The sequence below is a fragment of the Ruegeria sp. AH3 genome (assembly GCF_056536265.1).
Window position 1 is genome coordinate 753,728 of the sequence record NZ_JBQFJL010000002.1, and the last position, 18,634, is coordinate 772,361.

At 57.3% G+C, this 18,634-nt stretch carries 16 protein-coding genes; 10 read left to right on the forward strand and 6 right to left on the reverse strand.

Annotated elements, in window-relative coordinates:
- The first annotated feature begins 58 nt into the window (after positions 1–58).
- From ACR3EM_RS20975 to ACR3EM_RS21000, 6 genes are all read left to right on the forward strand, one after another.
- Positions 59–988 (forward strand): AEC family transporter, encoded by a 930-nt coding sequence (locus tag ACR3EM_RS20975; RefSeq protein ID WP_480472810.1) that lies wholly within the window; start codon positions 59–61, stop codon positions 986–988.
- A 103-nt stretch (positions 989–1,091) separates the two neighbouring features.
- Positions 1,092–1,925, forward strand: coding sequence for an S-formylglutathione hydrolase (gene fghA / locus ACR3EM_RS20980; protein WP_480472812.1), 834 nt, complete (start codon positions 1,092–1,094; stop codon positions 1,923–1,925).
- A 3-nt stretch (positions 1,926–1,928) separates the two neighbouring features.
- The gene (gene sthA, locus ACR3EM_RS20985) at positions 1,929–3,389 is read left to right on the forward strand and encodes a Si-specific NAD(P)(+) transhydrogenase (protein ID WP_480472814.1); all 1,461 of its coding nucleotides are present in this window, start codon (positions 1,929–1,931) and stop codon (positions 3,387–3,389) included.
- Complete coding sequence (locus ACR3EM_RS20990) at positions 3,386–3,841, forward strand: YaiI/YqxD family protein (protein ID WP_480472816.1); 456 nt, start codon at positions 3,386–3,388, stop codon at positions 3,839–3,841. Before sthA ends, ACR3EM_RS20990 begins: the two co-directional genes overlap by 4 nt.
- A gap of 146 nt (positions 3,842–3,987) precedes the next feature.
- Entirely contained in the window at positions 3,988–4,608 is a 621-nt protein-coding gene (locus ACR3EM_RS20995) for an HAD family hydrolase (protein WP_480472920.1), read from the forward strand.
- Positions 4,605–5,516 carry an ornithine cyclodeaminase family protein gene (locus ACR3EM_RS21000; protein ID WP_480472818.1) on the forward strand — a complete coding sequence of 304 codons (912 nt, stop codon included), beginning with the start codon at positions 4,605–4,607 and terminating at the stop codon, positions 5,514–5,516. Before ACR3EM_RS20995 ends, ACR3EM_RS21000 begins: the two co-directional genes overlap by 4 nt.
- On the opposite strand, the gene ACR3EM_RS21005 is transcribed toward ACR3EM_RS21000, so the two are convergent.
- Entirely contained in the window at positions 5,517–6,758 is a 1,242-nt protein-coding gene (locus ACR3EM_RS21005; protein ID WP_480472820.1) for an MFS transporter, read from the reverse strand.
- Between the two features lie 146 nt (positions 6,759–6,904).
- On the opposite strand from ACR3EM_RS21005, the gene zapE reads away from it, so the two are divergent.
- On the forward strand, positions 6,905–7,963 hold the full coding sequence (gene zapE, locus ACR3EM_RS21010) for a cell division protein ZapE (protein WP_480472822.1): 1,059 nt from the start codon (positions 6,905–6,907) through the stop codon (positions 7,961–7,963).
- A gap of 59 nt (positions 7,964–8,022) precedes the next feature.
- Here the strand turns inward: zapE and ACR3EM_RS21015 are convergent, their stop codons facing one another.
- Genes ACR3EM_RS21015 through ACR3EM_RS21030 form a run of 4 tightly spaced genes read right to left on the reverse strand, consistent with a single transcriptional unit; the run spans position 8,023 to position 14,267 of the window.
- A complete protein-coding gene (locus tag ACR3EM_RS21015) occupies positions 8,023–9,297 on the reverse strand; it encodes a bifunctional folylpolyglutamate synthase/dihydrofolate synthase (RefSeq protein WP_480472824.1) in 1,275 nt (424 codons plus the stop codon).
- Positions 9,294–10,226 carry an acetyl-CoA carboxylase, carboxyltransferase subunit beta gene (gene accD / locus ACR3EM_RS21020; protein WP_480472826.1) on the reverse strand — a complete coding sequence of 311 codons (933 nt, stop codon included), beginning with the start codon at positions 10,224–10,226 and terminating at the stop codon, positions 9,294–9,296. Before accD ends, ACR3EM_RS21015 begins: the two co-directional genes overlap by 4 nt.
- A gap of 59 nt (positions 10,227–10,285) precedes the next feature.
- Complete coding sequence (locus ACR3EM_RS21025; protein WP_480472828.1) at positions 10,286–11,182, reverse strand: CPBP family intramembrane glutamic endopeptidase; 897 nt, start codon at positions 11,180–11,182, stop codon at positions 10,286–10,288.
- Entirely contained in the window at positions 11,172–14,267 is a 3,096-nt protein-coding gene (locus ACR3EM_RS21030; protein ID WP_480472830.1) for an ABC transporter transmembrane domain-containing protein, read from the reverse strand. The genes ACR3EM_RS21025 and ACR3EM_RS21030 overlap by 11 nt, the downstream gene beginning before the upstream one ends.
- Before the next feature lie 242 nt (positions 14,268–14,509).
- Between ACR3EM_RS21030 and ACR3EM_RS21035 the strand changes: the two genes are divergently transcribed.
- From ACR3EM_RS21035 to ACR3EM_RS21045, 3 genes are all read left to right on the forward strand, one after another.
- Positions 14,510–15,271 carry a DUF6478 family protein gene (locus ACR3EM_RS21035; protein ID WP_480472832.1) on the forward strand — a complete coding sequence of 254 codons (762 nt, stop codon included), beginning with the start codon at positions 14,510–14,512 and terminating at the stop codon, positions 15,269–15,271.
- Positions 15,272–15,281: 10 nt separating this feature from the next.
- Positions 15,282–15,635, forward strand: a complete 354-nt coding sequence (locus tag ACR3EM_RS21040) for a hypothetical protein (RefSeq protein ID WP_480472834.1) — start codon at positions 15,282–15,284, stop codon at positions 15,633–15,635.
- Between the two features lie 94 nt (positions 15,636–15,729).
- Entirely contained in the window at positions 15,730–17,256 is a 1,527-nt protein-coding gene (locus ACR3EM_RS21045) for an MFS transporter (RefSeq protein ID WP_480472836.1), read from the forward strand.
- Positions 17,257–17,287: 31 nt separating this feature from the next.
- Here ACR3EM_RS21045 and ACR3EM_RS21050 read toward each other — a convergent pair whose 3' ends face one another.
- Positions 17,288–18,631 (reverse strand): S41 family peptidase, encoded by a 1,344-nt coding sequence (locus tag ACR3EM_RS21050; RefSeq protein WP_480472838.1) that lies wholly within the window; start codon positions 18,629–18,631, stop codon positions 17,288–17,290.
- Positions 18,632–18,634 lie beyond the last annotated feature (3 nt).

The following is an 18,634-nucleotide window of genomic DNA, read 5'->3' on the forward strand; positions in this document are numbered from 1 at the left end:
TCGATGAGCTACGTCTTCGCGGTCTTGCCGTCGCAAAAAACCGTGCTACGACTTTCGCATGGTCGAGATTTTTCTGCGCACCCTGCCCTTTTTTGCAATCATCGGCCTGGGCTATTGCGCGGGGCGCAGCAGATTCTTTCCTCCTGAAGCAACGGCTTACCTAACTAAGTTCGTTTTCTTCTTTGCGCTGTCGGCAATGTTGTTCCGCTTTGCCGCCACGTTGCCCTTTGCCGAGATCTTCGATGGCCGACTGGTCATCGGGTATCTTCTGGGCACCGTCGGCGTTTATGCGCTGGCAACGCTTGTGGCTTATCTGCGCAGACTGGACATTCCGACCGCTGCGGTCGAGGCGCAGTGCGCAGCAATCGGGAATGTCGGGTTTCTGGGGCTGCCAATGCTGGCGCTTCTATTCTCTGAGGCTGCAATTGGTCCGGTGATGTTGGTCCTAACCGTGGATCTTGTGGTGTTTTCATCGCTGATCGTAATTCTGATCAACGGCGGGCGCGAAGGCCGGATCAGCGCCAGCACCTTGCGCCTGATCGGCCGCGGGTTGCTGAAAAACCCGATGATCCTGTCGATATCGGCTGGATTGATCTGGTCAGCTCTGCGCGTCCCCATGCCCGCGCCATTGAACGACTTTCTGACCATTCTGGGCGGAGCGGCCACACCAGGTGCGCTATTTGCAATCGGAGCATCGCTGGCCGATAAATCCGCAGAGCGCATACAGATCGCAGGCTGGTTGAGTTTCTGCAAACTGGTGCTGCACCCGCTTTTCGTGGCGGTCATAGTGATCTGGCTGATCCCGGTTGCGCCCTTCCCGGCCATGGTTGCGATTGCGGCAGCCTCGCTACCGGTGGCGGGCAACGTCTATATGCTTGCGGCGCATTACGGTGTGGCCCCACAACGCGCCTCGGCTGCAATTCTGCTGTCGACCATCGCGAGTATCGTGACCGTGCCTTTCGTGATCGGCTGGGTCAGTACGTTCTGATCTTCACCTTCCCGAAAAATACTCGCGTTAAAGGCGCTCGGACTTTACGCCAACGCCGCAGGACGTTAGCCATGGCACAAACCCAATGCGAGGAACTAGCCTGATGGAAACCCTTTCGGAAAATGCCTGTTTCGGTGGTGTGCAGGGCGTCTACCGCCATGCCTCCTCGGCCTGCAAATGTGATATGACATTCGGTCTGTTTCTTCCCGCCGAAGCGAAGGACGGCCCGGTTCCGATACTTTGGTATCTGTCGGGGCTGACCTGTACGCATGAAAACGCCATGACCAAGGCAGGCGCTCAGAGTTGGGCCGCCGAACAAGGCATTGCACTGGTGTTCCCTGATACCTCGCCGCGCGGCGAAGGTGTGGCAGATCATGAGGATTATGATCTGGGTCAAGGCGCAGGGTTCTATGTTAACGCAACGCAGGCACCTTGGGCGCCTCATTTTAATATGTGGGACTACATCGCCGAAGAGCTTCCCACGCTGTTGGCAGAGAATTTCGCAATCGACCCCGAACGTCAGGCAATCACCGGGCATTCCATGGGCGGGCATGGTGCGTTGACGCTTGCGATGAACCTTCCGGGCCGGTTCCGCTCGGTCTCGGCCTTTGCGCCGATATCGAACCCGACGGGCTCGGATTGGGGCCGCAAGCAACTGGGCGCTTATCTCGGTGAAGATGAGGCCGCATGGAAAAAACATGACGCCTCGCTGATGATGCGTAGTGTTGGTTTTGATGGCCCGATCTTGATCGATACCGGTGCAAATGATCAATTCATGGATCTGCTGCGCCCCGAAGCGCTGGCGCAGGCAATCGCCGAGCGTCGTCAGCAGGCCACTTATCGTCTGCAGCCCGGCTATGATCACTCCTATTACTTCGTGTCCACCTTCATGGAGGATCACGTCACTTTCCACGCCGAAGCGCTGTACGGAGACTGAGGCATGAGTAAATATGACTATGACCTGATCATAATCGGGTCAGGCCCCTCGGGCCGTTCGGCGGCTATTCAGGCTGGCAAATTGCAGCGACGCGTGCTGGTGATCGACCGCAAGGACCGGTTCGGCGGGGTTTCGGTGCATACCGGCACCATCCCCTCAAAAACATTGCGCGAGACTGTGTTGAACCTTTCGGGCTGGCGCGAGCGCAGTTTCTACGGACGTTCCTACAGAGTGAAGGATCAGATCCGCGCTGAGGACCTGAAAGCCCGGTTGCACATGACACTCGATCATGAGGTAGATGTGCTTGAACATCAGTTCAATCGCAACCACGTTGAAACCCTAAACGGGCTGGCGACATTCACCGGCCCGCACGAGGTCGAAGTTGCCACGGACGCGGGCGAGACTACGCGACTTACTGCGGCCAAGTTCCTGATCGCCACCGGCACCAAGACCTATCGGCCCGATTATGTGCCATTCAACGGCAAGACCGTCGTTGATGGCGACGATTTCCTCGAGATGGAGGAGATCCCGCGTTCGCTCTGCGTGATTGGTGCCGGCGTGATTGGCGTCGAATATGCCACTATGTTCTCGGCGCTTGACGTTCGGGTCACCTTGATCGAACCGCGCGAGACGTTTCTGGATTTCATCGACAAGACGCTGATCCATGATTTCACCCATCAGATCCGCGAGAATGGCGTCGATCTGCGCTTGGGCTCGGCCGTCAAAAAGATTGAAGACGCGGGCACGCATGTCGAGATCACTCTGGACAATGGTCGCCACGTGCGTGCCGAGATGCTGCTGTTTGCAGCCGGGCGAATGGGGGCAACCTCGGCCCTGAACCTGGACGCTGTGGGGATCGAGACGGATCACCGCAACCGCATAAGCGTGGATCGGAAAACCTATCAGACCTCGGTGCCGCATATCTATGCAACGGGTGATGTAATCGGGCATCCTTCGCTGGCTTCCACGTCTCTACAGCAGGGGCGTGTTGCGGCTTGTCACGCGCTCGAGACCCCCACCCTTCCGGAAAGCCCGTGGTATCCTTATGGCATCTATTCGGTTCCCGAAATCTCGACCTGCGGCATGTCCGAAGAAGAACTGCAGGAGCGCGGCATCCCTTATGAGGTAGGCGTAGCCCGGTTCCGAGAAACCTCACGCGGGCATATCATGGGGCTGGAGCATGGGATGCTCAAGATGCTGTTTTCACTGAAAACCCGCAGGGTTTTGGGCGTACAGATCGTTGGTGAGGGTGCGACTGAATTGATCCATATCGCGCAGGCGGTGCTGAACCTGAAGGGTACGGTGGACTATTTCGTACAGAACACATTCAACTATCCGACCCTGGCCGAGGCTTACAAGATCGCGGGTCTGGACGCGTTCAATCGGATGCCGATCCCCGAAGAGTTCAAGGTGCGCAAAGCGGCGCCCAAGGCCAAACCAGCGAAACAGGCCAAAGAGGCGTGACGACGCTTTATATCGACGGCGACGCCTGTCCGGTGAAGGCCGAGGCCGAGCGGGTCGCAACCCGGCACCAGGTGCCGATGGCTCTGGTCTCGAACGGAGGGCTGCGTCCATCGGCTAACCCCTTGGTTCAGGTCGTCATCGTGTCCGAAGGCGCTGACGAGGCGGATAAATGGATCGCTGAACGCTGTGGGCCGGGCGATGTGGTGGTGACCTCGGATATTCCGCTGGCTGCCAAATGCGTCGAGGCCGAAGCGCGGGTGCTGCGCCCCAATGGCGAGGCCTTCACGGCGGCCAATATCGGTCAGCAACTGGCGATGCGCGACCTGATGGCCGACTTGCGTGCGGCGAACCCGCTGGGCGCAGGGGGTGGGGGCAAACCCTTTGGCAAGGCAGACAGATCACGATTTCTGGACGCGCTCGAGCGGGAAATCCGGGCGGCGTTGCGTCGGTAACGCTCCCGCCGATCGGAGACGCATCAAAGATGCATCGCCTTCCGTTGGGCCAGGCAGCGCGTTCCGCGCTGCGGTTGGCGCTTGCATATCGGCCCTGGGATTGGTTCAGTCCATGTGCACTGGAGCAGTTTGAGCGGGATCGCATCATGGCCATCGAAGCCGTCATCTTCGACATCGGGAACGTGCTGATCGAATGGCAACCCGAACGCTATTACGACAAGGTCATCGGCGAAGAGCGCCGTCGCGCTATGTTTGCCGAGGTTGATCTGCATGGGATGAATGATCTTGTCGATCAGGGGCATCATTTTACCGACACAATCTATGACTGGGCCGAGAAGTACCCCAAATGGCGCGATGAAATTCGCATGTGGCATGACAAGTGGATCGAACTTGCAACGCCCGAAATACCGCATTCGGTTCGCTTGTTGCGGGCACTGCGTGCGAACGATGTTTCAGTTTTTGCGCTGACCAACTTCGGGGTGCAGAATTTCGATTATGCCACCACTGTTTATCCGTTTCTGAACGAATTCGACCGGCAATATGTCTCGGGCCGGATGAAAGCCGTCAAGCCGCACCAGCCGATTTATGAAATGGTGGAAGCCGATTGTGGTTTGGCGCCAGAGACGCTGCTATTTGCTGATGATCGCATCGACAACATCGAAACGGCGCGGGCGCGCGGCTGGCAGACCCATCATTTCCACACGCCACAAGGCTGGGCAGAGCGATTGGTCGCCGAAGGTCTGTTATCGGAGGATCAGGCACGGTGAACATTCTTCAGATACCGTTCGCAGAAGGAGAAGCCAATCTGGATTGGATTGAGCTGACCGAAGCGCTTGCCAAGGGACATCAGAGACCGAAGGCACAGATAGAAGATACGTTCCTCTACCGAGGCGACGACACCCTTCTGTCGCGTTCGGCCTGGGTGGACGGGTTGGGTATCGCGGTCAAGTCGACAACCATATTCCCGGGTAATGCTCAGATCGGGCGACCCGTGATCGACGGCTCGGTCAGTGTGTATGACGACGCGGATGGTCGGCTTGCAGCATTGATTGATTTCTTTCTGGTGACCAAATGGAAGACCGCCGGTGACAGCCTGTTGGGGGCATTACGGTTGGCGAACCCGGATAGCAGCAGCATATTGATCCTAGGTGCCGGACCAGTTGCGGCTTCCTTGTGTGAGGCGTTTACAGCGGGTTTCCCCCACGCGCGGATTTCTTTGTGGAACAGGACGAGCGTGAAGGCCGAGGCCCTTGCCGAAAAGTTTGACAATGTCGACGTTGCCTATGACCTGCCGGACGCCGTAGATCGCGCAGATATCGTCGCGACCGCAACGATGAGCACTCAGCCCATCATCCGCGGAGAATGGTTGCGTCCCGGCCAGCACCTGAACCTTGTTGGAGCTTACAGGCCAGACATGCGCGAGACGGATGACGCTGCGCTTCAGCGTGGGTCTATTTACATGGACAGCTTTGACTCGACGGTTGAGCACATTGGCGAGATCAAAACCCCTCTTGCCGAGGGGGCGATCTCAGGCAACGACCTGATCGCAGACTACTACGCGCTGGAGAAATTCTCGCCCGACCCGTCCAGTATTACGATATTCAAGAATGGTGGCGGAGCGCATCTGGATCTGATGACCAGCCGCTATATCATCGACAAGTATCAGCAGGCCTGATTAGGCTGCGGCGACCACGCCAGAGCGGTCCTCGCGGATCGGCAGGTGGACGATGGCGCTGAACGCTCCGATCCCGACGCCAATCCACCAGACCAGCGTATAGTCTCCATAGAGATCATACATGCGCCCACCCAGCCAGATGCCCAGAAAACTACCGATCTGATGGCTGAGGAACACGATGCCATACAGGGTCCCCATGTACCGCAAACCGAACAGATGCGCGACAAGGCCCGAGGTGAGCGGGATCGTTGCGAGCCACAGAGAGCCCATAGCCAGTGAGAACGCGATCACGGTCAGCGGTGTGATCGGAAACATGATGAAGGCGGCCGCCGCGATGGTGCGGCCGGTATAAACCGCTGCCAGCAGGTATTTCTTGGGAAAGTGATTTCCGGCCCAGCCCGCCAACAGGGTCCCGCCGATATTCGCAAGACCGATCAGGGAAATCGCAATCGCTCCGAGGGCCGAGGTGGTTGTGATGCCAATTGAATGCAGAAGCCCTCCGGGCTGGATCGGGCCGCACATTTCAGTCACGAAGGCCGGAAAATGTGCGGTGACAAAGCCCAGCTGATAGCCGCAGCTGAAAAATCCGATGGCGATCAGCGCGTAAGACGGATCGCGAAGAGCTTTGCCAAGGATTTGGCTCATGCTTTCTTCCAACTCACTCTTTGCAGCGGGTTTGAGCGCGCGCATGTAAGGCAAAGTCAGCACCAGTGCGAGGATCGCTGCGGCAAAGATCAGAAAGACCTGTTGCCAAGGCAGGAAACTCAACAACCATTCAGCCGTTGGTGCGCCGATGACCTGCCCAAAGCTGCCTGCCGCCGTGACGATGGCCAGCGACATTGAGCGGTTCTGATCGGACGAGGCCCGCCCCACGACAGCCAGCACCACGCCAAAGCCGGTTCCCGCTATGCCAAACCCCACAAGCCACGCATACATCTGATGTCCGAACGGCGTCACGGACCACGCGCTCAGAACCATACCCGCTGTATAGGTCAGAGCACCCAGCACGATGGCGCGCCGGTCCCCGATCTTTTCGGCGATAGCCCCGAAGATCGGCTGCCCGATCCCCCAGGCAAGATTCTGAATGGCAATCGCCATCGAGAAATCGGTGCGCAGCCAGCCGAATTCATCTGCGATGGGAATCTGAAATACGCCAAAGGACGCACGCACCGCGAAGCTGACGGTGATGATGATACACCCGACGATCAGGATCGGATTCAGCAGACGTGCGGATTGGGGCATGAAGGCTCCGATTTTGTTGAGGGCTCAGATTACTGTGAACTCAAGACCCGTCAATTCAGGAGTTTTGTGGTATCGGTTCAGCAAAATTGATGTGTTCGGAAAAAGGTTTCTTTTCAACGGGTGAACCGAACGTTATGGCTCGGGATATGACGGATTTGATATCGCTTTACGAGGCGCGCATCGCGGATGGCACGCTGACGCGTGATGACGCGCAAGAGGCCGTTCTACCCCGGTTTGAACGTATCCGGGTGGCTCTGGCTGAACCGGTCAAGCGTGGTTTTTTCCGCAAGGCCCCGCCCCCACCCCAGGGTCTGTATCTTTGGGGCGGTGTTGGGCGTGGCAAATCCATGATGATGGATATGTTCGTTGAAACACTTGGCGATATTCCAGCGCGCCGCGTACACTTTCACGCCTTCATGCAAGAAATCCACGCCGGGCTGCACAAGGCCCGCGAAGATGGCATCGAGGATGCCTTGGCTCCGGTGGCCAATGCGGTTGTGAAATCTGCCAAAGTACTGGCTTTTGATGAGATGCAGATCACCGATATCACCGACGCCATGATCGTTGGGCGGTTGTTCGACATGTTGCATGCGGGTGGGGTCGTGGTGGTCACGACCTCGAACCGGCATCCGGATGATCTGTACAAAGATGGGCTGAACCGGCAGCTTTTCTTGCCTTTTATCGCGCATATCAAAGAGCAGCTTGAAGTCTGGGAACTGATTTCGCCGACCGACTATCGCCAAAACCGACTGGAGGGATCTCCGGTCTACTTCTCGCCCATTGGACCAGAAGCACGTGAGAAGATCAGGGGTGTTTGGAAAGATCTATCCGGCGGTCCCGCAGAGCCATTGTCGTTGCAGGTCAAAGGTCGTGAAGTTGTTCTGCCCGCGTTTCGAAACGGAGTGGCGCGAGCATCGTTCTACGATCTTTGCGGACGTATGCTGGGACCCGGAGACTATCTTGCCATCGCTGAGGCGGTAAAGGTTCTGGTGCTGGAAGATGTTCCACGGCTCTCCCGTAACAATTTCAACGAAGCCAAGCGTTTTGTGACCCTGATCGACGCGCTCTATGAAGCCAAAGTGCGGCTGATCTGTTCAGCGGCGGCGGAGCCCGAGATGCTGTATGTCGAAGGTGAAGGAACGTTCGAGTTTGAGCGTACAGCGTCGCGTCTACGTGAGATGCAGGATCAGGATTGGGGGCGGTAGGGGGCACTGCTCCCGTCGCCTTTGGCGACTCCCCCGAGGTATTCTGGCCAGATGAAGCCTTAGCCGTTCTCGCGCAGGATATTGCCCGCCAGATAAAGCGAACCGCAAATCAGAACACGGGCTTGCGGGTCTTTCGCGGTGATCGCGCTGAGCGCTTCTGCTACGCTGCCTGCCGTCGAGGCGGGCAAATCGACTTTTGTAGCAGCCATGGCCGTGTCTTCGGCGCTGAGGGTGTTGGCTTCGCCCGGGATTGAGACGGCGGTGAGGGTATCGGCTTGCGCGGCCAGAGGCGCGAGATAACCTGTAACATCTTTTGTATTGAGCATGCCGCAGATCATATGCGTCGGCTTTTTAGGCAGCTTCGACAATACATCCGCCAAGGCGATTCCGGCGGCGGCATTGTGCCCCCCATCCAGCCAAAGCTCAGCCTGAGGGGCCTGATCGATCAGCGGACCCGTTTTAAGGCGCTGCATCCGGGCGGGCCATTCGGCCTTGGTGACAGCGGCCTCATAGGCGGCGTCTCCCATTTGCAGATGGCGCAGGACTGCGAGCGCGGCACCCGCGTTCTGGATTTGATGCGCGCCCAGAAGATTGGGCAGCGGCAGGTCGCGAAGGCCGGTTTCGTCCTGATAGACGAGGCGACCGTTTTCCTCGTGCACATGCCAGTGCTGACCGTGCACCATCAGCGGCGCACCAAGCCGGGCGGCGGTGTATTCGATGACCTCCAAAGCTTCATCTTCCTGGGGACCGACGATGCAGGGCACGCCCGGTTTGATGATCCCGGCCTTTTCAGCCGCGATCTTGCCCAGTGTATTGCCGAGGAATTGTTCGTGGTCGATCGAGACCGGGGTGATCACCGTTACTTTGGGTTGTTCAATCACATTTGTGGCGTCAAGACGCCCGCCCAGACCCACCTCAAGCAGCGTATAGTCCGCTTTCGTCCGCGCAAAAGCCAGCAAGGCGGCGCAGGTGGTGATCTCAAAATAGGTGATGTTCTCGCCGCCATTAGCAGCATAGCATTCATCCAGCACCGTCGTCAGATCGGCCTCTGAAATCAGCTCTCCGGCCAGCCGAATGCGTTCGTGGAAGCGCGCCAGATGGGGCGAGGTATAAGCATGGGCCGCGCACGCTGCCCCTTCAAGCCCTGCGCGGATCATGGCCTGGGTTGAGCCCTTGCCATTGGTTCCCGCGATATGGATCACCGGAGGCAGTTTGAGCTGCGGGTTGTCGAGTGCCGCCAGCAAACGCCAGACGCGGTCCAAGGTCAAATCGATGATCTTGGGATGCAGCGCCATCATCCGATCAAGGATGGCGTCCGAACTCTGGTTGGTCATTTTTCTGCCGTGTCCTCGGCGGGGGCTTCTTCTGTTGCAGCTTCCGGCTCGGGTGCCGGCAGATCACCTTTGACCGCCGGGGGCTGGTTCATCAGCATTCGGGTGATAGTGATCAGCTCTTCGCGCATTTCGGTGCGCTTGGTGACGCGATCCAGCATGCCGTGATCCAGCAGATATTCAGCACGCTGGAAGCCTTCGGGCAGTTTTTCACGGATAGTCTGTTCAATCACACGAGGGCCAGCGAAACAGATCAGCGCATTCGGCTCCGAAATATGCACGTCGCCCAACATCGCATAAGACGCGGTGACGCCGCCCGTAGTCGGATGGGTCAGCACGACGATGTAAGGCAGGTTTGCTTCTTTCAGCATTTCAACCGCCACCGTGGTGCGCGGCATCTGCATCAGGCTGAGGATGCCTTCCTGCATCCGCGCCCCGCCAGCTGCCGAGAACAGGATAAGCGGGCGCTTCAGCTTCACCGCCTCTTGTGCTGCGGCGATGATCGCATTTCCCACAAACATGCCCATTGAGCCGCCCATGAACGAGAAATCCTGTGCCGCCGCCACGATCGGAGTACGTCCGATCTCACCCGTGGCGACCAGCATCGCTTCTTTCTCGCCGGTCTTTTTCTGCGCAGCCTTCATCCGGTCGGGATATTTCTTCTGATCGCGGAACTGCAGCGGGTCATCCTTGGGCGCGGGGACCTTCACTTCGGTAAAAATACCGCCGTCAAACAGATGCGTGAAACGGTCGCGCGGCGTGATCGCCATGTGATGACCACACTGGGTACAGACATTCTGGTTTTCCGCCAGCTCGCGGTGGAACAACATCGTTCCGCATTCGTCACACTTATGCCAAAGATTTTCGGGCACTTCGCGGCGCGAGAAGATCGAGTTGATCCGAGGGCGGACGTAGTTTGTGATCCAGTTCATGTCGGAACCTTGCTGAGACTGCGTTGACGTCAAATAAGACGCTGGCGCAGGAATTGCAATCAGCGCCTGAGGACTAGTCGCGCAGCGAGCCATCCCACAATCATGAGCCCGAAGTCGACAAGCAGCCAGGGTCGGATGGCCTGCGTATCCGAGACCTCATACGGAAGGTGATACAGCGCCAGGCCGCTCAGGCTGTCCGGCAACGAAATCACAAGCAGTGCTGCAAAATTGTTGAAGAAATGCAAGGCAATTGCCGGGCCCAGAGTGCCAGATCTGGCGGTAAGATCGGCAGCCAATACCCCGAAAGCCAGCGCCCAGATGGCTATCAGCAGAGCATTGTCACCAGCTGTCGACGGGCTGTAGTGCCCGACCGCAAACAAAATCGAAGGCAGGACCATCCAGATCAGCGGCGATTGGAACCGCGCCGCCAGACCTTGTTGCAGGTAGCCTCTGAACAGTATTTCTTCGGCGCTGGTTTGTATCAAGACCGCGATAACCGACAGAGGCAGTAAGATCAGCCACTTGGACAGCGGCAAATTGGCGACCAGCGGTGCCCCCAGATCATAAGGCGGCAAGATCAATAGAACCACACCGAGCAACACCAACGCACGCAAGACACGCCAGAACTGCCGTATCGCCACCGTTTGCGGCCCGATCACAGTCGCGAGCGAGCGACGTTGGGCCCATCTTGCTGCGAGTGCGACCCCCAAAATGGCAAAGATGAAACTGGCCAGAATGACCAAAAGCGCCGCCGGGGACGTTCCGCTCAGGAAATCGCGCGCCCATTTGGTGGATCCCAGACTTGCGATCATGGTGAACAGTATCGTGTTCAGGATGAGCACAACCGCAGCGACAATGACCATCCCAACGATCAGACGCCAAAGCTCGGGGCGTTTCCGAGCTTCGGTTAATAGAACCTGATGGGGGTCATAGGCCCTTTGATAATCAAGTGTCATTCGGCTGCTCGACGTGCTGCGTGGTCGCCTCTTGTCCGGTTGTGGTGCCAGGGTGGAACAGTCGCTCCGCTGCCGATGACAGATAACCTGCCACTGTTTCGAGAAGTTTGACCGCGACGCCTGCGTCGCTTTCGATCACCGCGCGCAGTTCTTCAGCACCGATTCTCAGGAATGCGCAATTCGTAGTCGCCACCAGATCCAGCTGTCGTGGTTCATTTGTGATGATCGCGAGGTCTCCGATCAGACGTCCGGGTTCGACCGTCGAGAGCGTTTCGACCGCGCCATCCTTGTCCAACAGATTCAGACTGGCCTCACCCGAGATACACAGATAGGCCGCGTCCGGCGCCTGGCCGCGTGCGAATATGGTTTGACCCGCCGCGGCCTCATACCATTGGGCCGAGAACGCCAGCAGGCGCTGGTTGCGACCATCAAGGCGCGAGAACAACTCGGTCGAAGAAATGATCTTGAGCTTCCGGCTGAGATCATCTGAGGAGCTATCTTCAGTTTCCGGTCGTACGCGTGACACGCCGTCGATGCGACCGTCTTTGACCTCGACAAACAGGTCGTAGGCTTCGGGATGGGCAAAATGATCCTCCATGAAGATCATGATCGAGTCGGGCAATAGCTCGCGCAGTTTCAGTCGGGTACGCAAGCGGCTTTCCGAATCGTGGCTGGCAAGCGCCTTGTCGAGGATCAGAATATCGGGCCGCTTGATCCCGGCACGCGAAAACGCGGCACGCTCCTGAAACACCGTCGGCAAATTATTTCCGCCCAGCCCCGAAGGCAGATCATAAATGATTGCCGCCGCGCGACGGCGCAATCCGGCTTCATTGAGCACTTCGGCCACAAGGTCTTCGATCTCTTCTACATGAGCGCCAGCCATGATCGAAACCCGGCCATAAAGCGCGTTTTCCATTGCTGTCAGCCGCGGGACATAGAGATCAGGTGAGACCGGGACAAACAATCCGTCCATAGCGCTGCGCAATCTTTCGGCCTGACTGTGGCGAATGGAAAGAATCTTTTCCTTATATTCCTCTGGGAAGCTGGGGCCGATCTGTTCCGCGGTCAGCATGAAAGGCACGGTCAGAAGAAGTGCTCGATCCTGAACACTTATTGCCTCGTCACCTTTGGAATTGCGCTGTTCCTCAATATCCAGAAGGCGGTGATACATGTCCTTAGACAGGCCCAAACGCAAGAACAGGGGGTGATCTGCACCATCCCGACCAAAGGTTTGGTTCAGCGTTTGCAAAACCGCATCGGCAATGCGCAACGCATCATCATCCAGTTTGTGAGCAGCCAGCATCGACATGAACCGTCCGTCACCTGCCAACAAATCGGCTGAGATATCGTGTGACGGCGATGCGAACAGAAGGTTCCCGCCCAAAGGCACCGCAGGGTTAAAGAGATCCGGGTCGAAGCGATAAACATACTGATCCAAGCCGCGCTCCTGCAGGCGGGCTGCAACGGTTTCGCGCAGATTGACGATCTCTTGCGCCAACTCCGGGTGAACTTCGGGATCGAAGCGGGAGCGTAAGGTTCGGCGGAACATGAACTCATCAATGCCCATCGCTTCGACCAGTTTGAACCACCAGTCGCGGATATCCTCGATATCGTCGAGCCCTGCCAAGCCCGGATCAATCCACTCGTCGCTGAGTGAATCGGGTGGATTGCCTGCCCGGACCGCCTCGATCTGGCGGCGACTGGGTAGCTTCAGCGCGTCTTTTTCATGCTGAGGGTGCGTGCGAAGCGGCATCAAAAGATTGTCGCCCAACGTGCCGTCAAACAGATAGGGACGCGAATAGGCGTAACCGATTCTGGCGGCAATCACGGATTGGTGCAGGTCGTTCAGGTTGTGACCCGCCATGACGACTTCGCCCTGCACCGGCAACAATTCACGCGTCAGCAACTGCGCCAATGCGCTACGTTCGGCAGCGTGGGTCGACTGGATGGCAACACGTGCGCCATGGGGAATGGTCAGATCGATGTCTTCAAGAATGGTCTTCCCGTCATCGTCTCGCACGGTCACATTACGCAGTTCAACATTGCCGATCAGATGTGGGATTGTCTCTGGAACGCCTTCGAACAGGCGCTCGGGGATCATGTTTAAAGGCGCAAAGCGCTCGGTCACGATTTCCCAACGCAGCGACATATCTTGTACTTGATTGTAATAGGTCAGAAGGTCTTTCCACGGGCCACTGAGGTCTTTGTACGCGCCCAAAGCCGCGACCAGCGCACCCACCGTCACCTCACCCGTAATCGCCAGATAACCGCCAACCGAATAAAACAGGAAGGGCGTCATCTGCGTGATCAGGTTGTTGAGGAATTTCATGAAAAATTTCTTGTTGTAGATCTTGAACCGGATCTCGAACAAGGTGCCCAGGCGGTGGCTGAACTGCGCCAGGCGATAGCGCCAGCCGCCATTGGTGCGCAAGTCGCTGATACCGGCGGCACTTTCACCGATCTCAGAGCTCAGGCGGCGAACCTCTTGGATACGGTCCTTGTTCAGCAAGTTGATCTGCCGCTGCAGCTTGGGGATCAGCCACGCCTGTAACGGGATCAGAGCAATACTGGCCAACCCGAACCAGACGCTTTGCATGAACAGGAAGGTGACGATAGTCATCATCTGGCCGAACTGGAAAACTGGCTGCGCGATTGCGTCCCCCATCAGGCCACCCATTGGCTCGGCTTCGGACGTGATCATCGATACCAGCTCACCCTGGCTGGTGGTGGCGAAATAAGACTTCGGGAACCGCATGGATCGGCTGATCAGTGTGAATCGCAGACGGCGCAGCATGCGTTCGGCCAGAATGCCCTTCATCGTGTTGATGCGCATCTTCATCAAACCGCTGACAATAACAGTGGCAAGAAAGGCAAAGCAGAGGATCATCAGATATTGAATCTGAGTCACGGTGATCCCGAATACCGTCACCGTATCGGCGGGCGCACCAATCGCGTCATTGATGATCTGCTTTGGCAGTTCAAGCGACGCATAGAGGAAGGGAAACGACAAAACTGTCAGCGCCAACAGCACCATCTGCTGCTTTTTTGAGTATTTCCAGATGAATGAAAATAAGGTGGGTTCCATACACCTGCCTCGCCTTGAAACTGAATGATCCAAAGACGTTGCACAACATCCCAACGATCAGAGAGCCGAAGGTACGCTTCGGCTTGACCTATTGCAAGAATGACAGGGCGCGTATCCTGCGATTTTCGACCTGATTTATGATCGCTGATCCAGGATCAAATTTTGGACAGATCGGCACAAGACGTGTTTGTCCCGCGTGCGGTCTTTGACTAAAGAAGAGGATAGCTTTGGAATATGGGGCGATGGGCAAACTTCTGGACCGATATCTGCAACGCAAGCTGCTGACCCGGTGGCGCGATGCCGCGCAACGCGCGGATCAGGCTTCGTTGTCTGAACTTCGACGCCAGCGCGACGATGCGCGTCAGTTGCGCAAGCAACTCGACCTTTTGACGCGCGCAGCCGATGGTCGTCTGGTTCAGCCCATGATCGGTTCCGACCAGTTTCCGCGACCATTGGGTACAGATTGGTCCTGGAGACCCAATCTGTGGAAACTGCCATCGGACCGCAAAGGCCTGGCCTCAGCTCCGCGCAAGGCGCGGATGGATGAGCAAATGACCCTGTTTCATGACTGCGACCAGTCTGAAATAGCGATGCAACAAGTCCGAAACCGGCGGGACAAGGACCTCGCGCCTTTTAGTATGGCGATAGAAGTTTTTGATTTTCAAGGGTCTTTCCTGTCATTGTCGGTAGAGCTTCCTGCCGACGCAGCGACGAATTTGACCGGCCAACATCTTATGCGCGTCGATACGGTGGTGGAAAGTGAACGACCAGCCGTTGTATTCGCCCGCCTCAACATCCAGCATGGCCCGAACACCGAACAGGTTCTGCGTCAACTCGATTTGTCCCGACCCGAGGCCGCAGTGGATTTTGATCTGGCGCATCTGCACCTGAACGAGCGCAGAATAGAAAAGCTATGGCTGGATCTGATTCTGGAGCAACCCGCGATGAACCGCGTTATTCTACGTGATCTGACGTTCTGTCGCCACCATCGAGCCGATCTGTAAGGGGGATGACATGACGCAACCGATCCTGACTCCGATCCGTTTCGAAAATGCTCTGTGGCAAGGGCATCTACGCTCCGAGAGTGAACCGCAGATCGATGTCCGCTACCTTGGCGAGCCCGTACCGGATGTCGAACTCTCCTCCGAAGCGGACGGGTGGAGCCTGCGCATTCCAGTGCCCCTTGCAGCGTTGTCTGAAGGGGTCCATTGCATCGCCATCTTTGATGCAACCACAGATCAGAAGCTTGGGGATTTCACAATCATCGCAGGCACGCCGGCCGCTGACGACATGCGTGCCGAGATGGCGCTGCTGCGCGCTGAACTGGATATGTTGAAACGGGCATTCCGGCGGTCTCAGGCCACCTAGGATTCGTCCTGATCTCAAACACACCGGGCCGTTTCCCTATCTTTTCAGCCCCATCCGTGCATCATGGAGTAATTTAGCGCGGATTGGGGGGCCCATGGACCGCAAGAGCATCATCAAAGTTATTGCCTTAATGGTGACAGGCTTTGGGATCGGGATCGATTTCACCGGCGCGCTCATGCTGGTCCCGGCAATCGAGAACAGCTTCGACGCAGATATCACAAGTACGCAGTGGGTCCTCAATATTTATGCACTGTTTTTTGCCATGACCATGGTCGCTGGCGGCCGGCTAGGCGACATGTATGGACACCGCAAGGTGATGATCATCGGTCTTTCGATTTTCCTTTTCGCGTCGATCCTTTGCTTTGTCGCCCCTGGCCTGGACTACCTGATTGGCGCCCGCGCCTTGCAAGGGATCGGGGCGGGCTGTGTCTGGCCCTGCACGCTGGCCTTCGGGGCCACCAAAGTATCGAGAGAAGAGCACCGCGCGTTGGTGATGGGCCTCATTCTGGCAGGGGTAACAACCGGCAATGTTTTTGGCCCATTGATCAGTGGCGCAGCGGTCAATCTGGGCGATTGGCGATTGTTTTTCCTGGCAAATGTCATTTTCTCCAGCATATCGATGGCCACCGCGATACTACTGATGGAGCGCGAGACCCAGCATAAGAAAGGTGAACATATCGACTTTGCCGGGATGGGCATTCTGTCCTTCGCAGTGCTGCTTTTGCTCTACGGGTTGGATGTCGGTGCGGATTGGGGCTGGACCTCGGTTCCGCTTTTGCTGCTGTTCTTCGTCAGCGCGGTGCTGTTCTTCCTGTTCCCGAAGATCGAAAAGCGCGTCAAGGAACCGCTGTTGTTGCCACAACTGATGCAGAACCGAGAGTTTCTGATCACTCTTGGCCTGAACATGTTCAACGTCTCGGCGGCTTTTGTGGCCTTGCTGTATTTCCCGCAATACATGCAAAAGGTGCTTGGATGGTCGGTATTCCAGTCGGCCCTGGGACTGGCTCCGTTGACTGTATTGCTCGCGGTTGGCTCCATCGTTTCGGGCACGCTTTACAATGATTTCGGGCCAAAACGGTTGCTGTTCTGGGGATATGTCTGCGCAACTGTTGGTGCGACGAGCGTGATCATCATACCCGAAAGCTGGGGGTATTTTCAGATCTTGCCCGGCATGGCGCTTATGGGGCTCGGAGCAACGCTGACGGTCGGCCCCTCGGGCACTGCCGCAGTCTGCGCCGTCAAACCCGAACGGGCGGGCCTGGTGGGAGGGCTGAGCTTCATGACTCATCTTGTCTATGGGGCCATTTCAGTCGCGTGTGCAACGGCGATAATGTATGTCGTCAGCCTGTCCAGCTTGCGTGATCAGCTTGCCGCCGCAGGTATCGACATGTCAGAGGCGGATCAAAAAGCGATCAATGGCGGTACTCTGACGACCGACTCGGCAAAGGCCGTGCTGCAAAAACTGGGGTCTGGTGAAGTTGAAAAGGTAAAGGCCGCCATAGCGACAGCCTTTGATAGTGGAATGAATATGGCCTTCGTGTTCTCTGCGATCTCGGTTTCGATCGGGATCATACTCTCCCTGATGCTGGACGAGAAGAAGCTGCACAAAGTCGAAGGCTAAACGGGCCGCAATGCATGCGGCCCTCTATGCATTACTGCGACGGACCTGCCGGATTAAAGGCAGACAGGCCCTTGAGGATATCGATGGCATAGGCCAGTTGATAGTCTTGCTCGCGCAGCTCTGCCGTTGCTTCCGCCTTGGCACGATCTTCTTCGATCTGACGAACCTCATCCTCGCTCAAACTGTCGTTGTTCAGGCTGCCCCGCAGGTCGGCCTCAGACCGGGTGCGAGCATTGCTTTCCTCTTCCTCCTCGGTTGCGGGCGCCGGACGCGGCTGTTCCACGATGATGTCCGGGCTGACGCCAAGCGCCTGGATCGAGCGACCCGATGGCGTGTAATAGCGCGACGTGGTCAGACGCATCGCCCCGTCGCCGCGCAATGGCATGACTGTCTGGACCGAGCCTTTGCCAAAGCTCTTGGTGCCCACGACGATCGCGCGGTGATGATCCTGCAGCGCACCCGCAACAATCTCGGAGGCTGAAGCCGAACCACCGTTGATCAGAACAACAATTGGTTTGCCACCGGTCAGATCGCCGGGCGTGGCGTTGAAACGCTCACCATCTTCGGGGTCACGGCCCCGGGTCGAGACGATTTCACCTTCATCCAGAAACGCGTCCGAAACCTTGATGGCCTGGGTCAGCAAACCGCCCGGATTGTTGCGCAGATCCAGCACGATACCGTTGACGTTTTCGATACCGCCAGCCTCGTCGATCTGTTCTTCCAGTCCTGATTTAAGGTTGGGATAAGTCTGGTCATTGAAGGTGGTGACACGCAGAACAACACTGGTCCCTTCGGTGCGGGCCCGAACGGCCGTCAGCTTGATAGTGTCGCGAATAATAGTGACATCGAAGGGATCAGCCTCGCCCTCACGCACTACGGTGATCACGATCTCGGACCCGACCGGTCCGCGCATCAGATCGACCGCCTTGTCCAGTGTCAGGCCCAGAATGCTCTCACCATCCACATGGGTGATGAAATCACCCGCTTCGATACCTGCGGCATCCGCCGGGGTGTCATCGATCGGAGAGACGACTTTCACGAAACCATCTTCCTGCGTGACTTCAATCCCCAGCCCGCCAAACTCGCCGCGCGTCTGCACGCGCATCTGTTCCGCATCATCCGGAGACAGGTAGCTGGAATGCGGATCCAGCGAGGTCAGCATCCCATCAATCGCTGCTTCGATCAGTTCTTCGGTTTCCACTTCCTCGACATATTGCGCGCGGATGCGTTCGAAGATGTCACCAAACAGATCCAACTGCTCATAAACGCTGGCCTTGTTTTCAGCCTCTTGAGCCAGCAAGGGGCCTGCGATCTGAGTGGTTGCGATAATCCCTGCCACGGTGCCGGCCAGACCGGCCATCACAAATTTCTTCATACT

Excerpts from the sequence above, each read along its gene's own strand:
- ACR3EM_RS20975 (WP_480472810.1), top strand. The coding sequence starts at position 59 with ATGGTCGAGATTTTTCTGCGCACCCTGCCCTTTTTTGCAATCATCGGC.
- fghA (WP_480472812.1), top strand. The coding sequence starts at position 1,092 with ATGGAAACCCTTTCGGAAAATGCCTGTTTCGGTGGTGTGCAGGGCGTC.
- sthA (WP_480472814.1), top strand. The coding sequence starts at position 1,929 with ATGAGTAAATATGACTATGACCTGATCATAATCGGGTCAGGCCCCTCG.
- ACR3EM_RS20995 (WP_480472920.1), top strand. The coding sequence starts at position 3,988 with ATGGCCATCGAAGCCGTCATCTTCGACATCGGGAACGTGCTGATCGAA.
- ACR3EM_RS21005 (WP_480472820.1), bottom strand. The coding sequence starts at position 6,758 with ATGCCCCAATCCGCACGTCTGCTGAATCCGATCCTGATCGTCGGGTGT.
- zapE (WP_480472822.1), top strand. The coding sequence starts at position 6,905 with ATGACGGATTTGATATCGCTTTACGAGGCGCGCATCGCGGATGGCACG.
- ACR3EM_RS21015 (WP_480472824.1), bottom strand. The coding sequence starts at position 9,297 with ATGACCAACCAGAGTTCGGACGCCATCCTTGATCGGATGATGGCGCTG.
- accD (WP_480472826.1), bottom strand. The coding sequence starts at position 10,226 with ATGAACTGGATCACAAACTACGTCCGCCCTCGGATCAACTCGATCTTC.
- ACR3EM_RS21025 (WP_480472828.1), bottom strand. The coding sequence starts at position 11,182 with ATGACACTTGATTATCAAAGGGCCTATGACCCCCATCAGGTTCTATTA.
- ACR3EM_RS21030 (WP_480472830.1), bottom strand. The coding sequence starts at position 14,267 with ATGGAACCCACCTTATTTTCATTCATCTGGAAATACTCAAAAAAGCAG.
- ACR3EM_RS21035 (WP_480472832.1), top strand. The coding sequence starts at position 14,510 with ATGGGCAAACTTCTGGACCGATATCTGCAACGCAAGCTGCTGACCCGG.
- ACR3EM_RS21040 (WP_480472834.1), top strand. The coding sequence starts at position 15,282 with ATGACGCAACCGATCCTGACTCCGATCCGTTTCGAAAATGCTCTGTGG.
- ACR3EM_RS21045 (WP_480472836.1), top strand. The coding sequence starts at position 15,730 with ATGGACCGCAAGAGCATCATCAAAGTTATTGCCTTAATGGTGACAGGC.
- ACR3EM_RS21050 (WP_480472838.1), bottom strand. The coding sequence starts at position 18,631 with ATGAAGAAATTTGTGATGGCCGGTCTGGCCGGCACCGTGGCAGGGATT.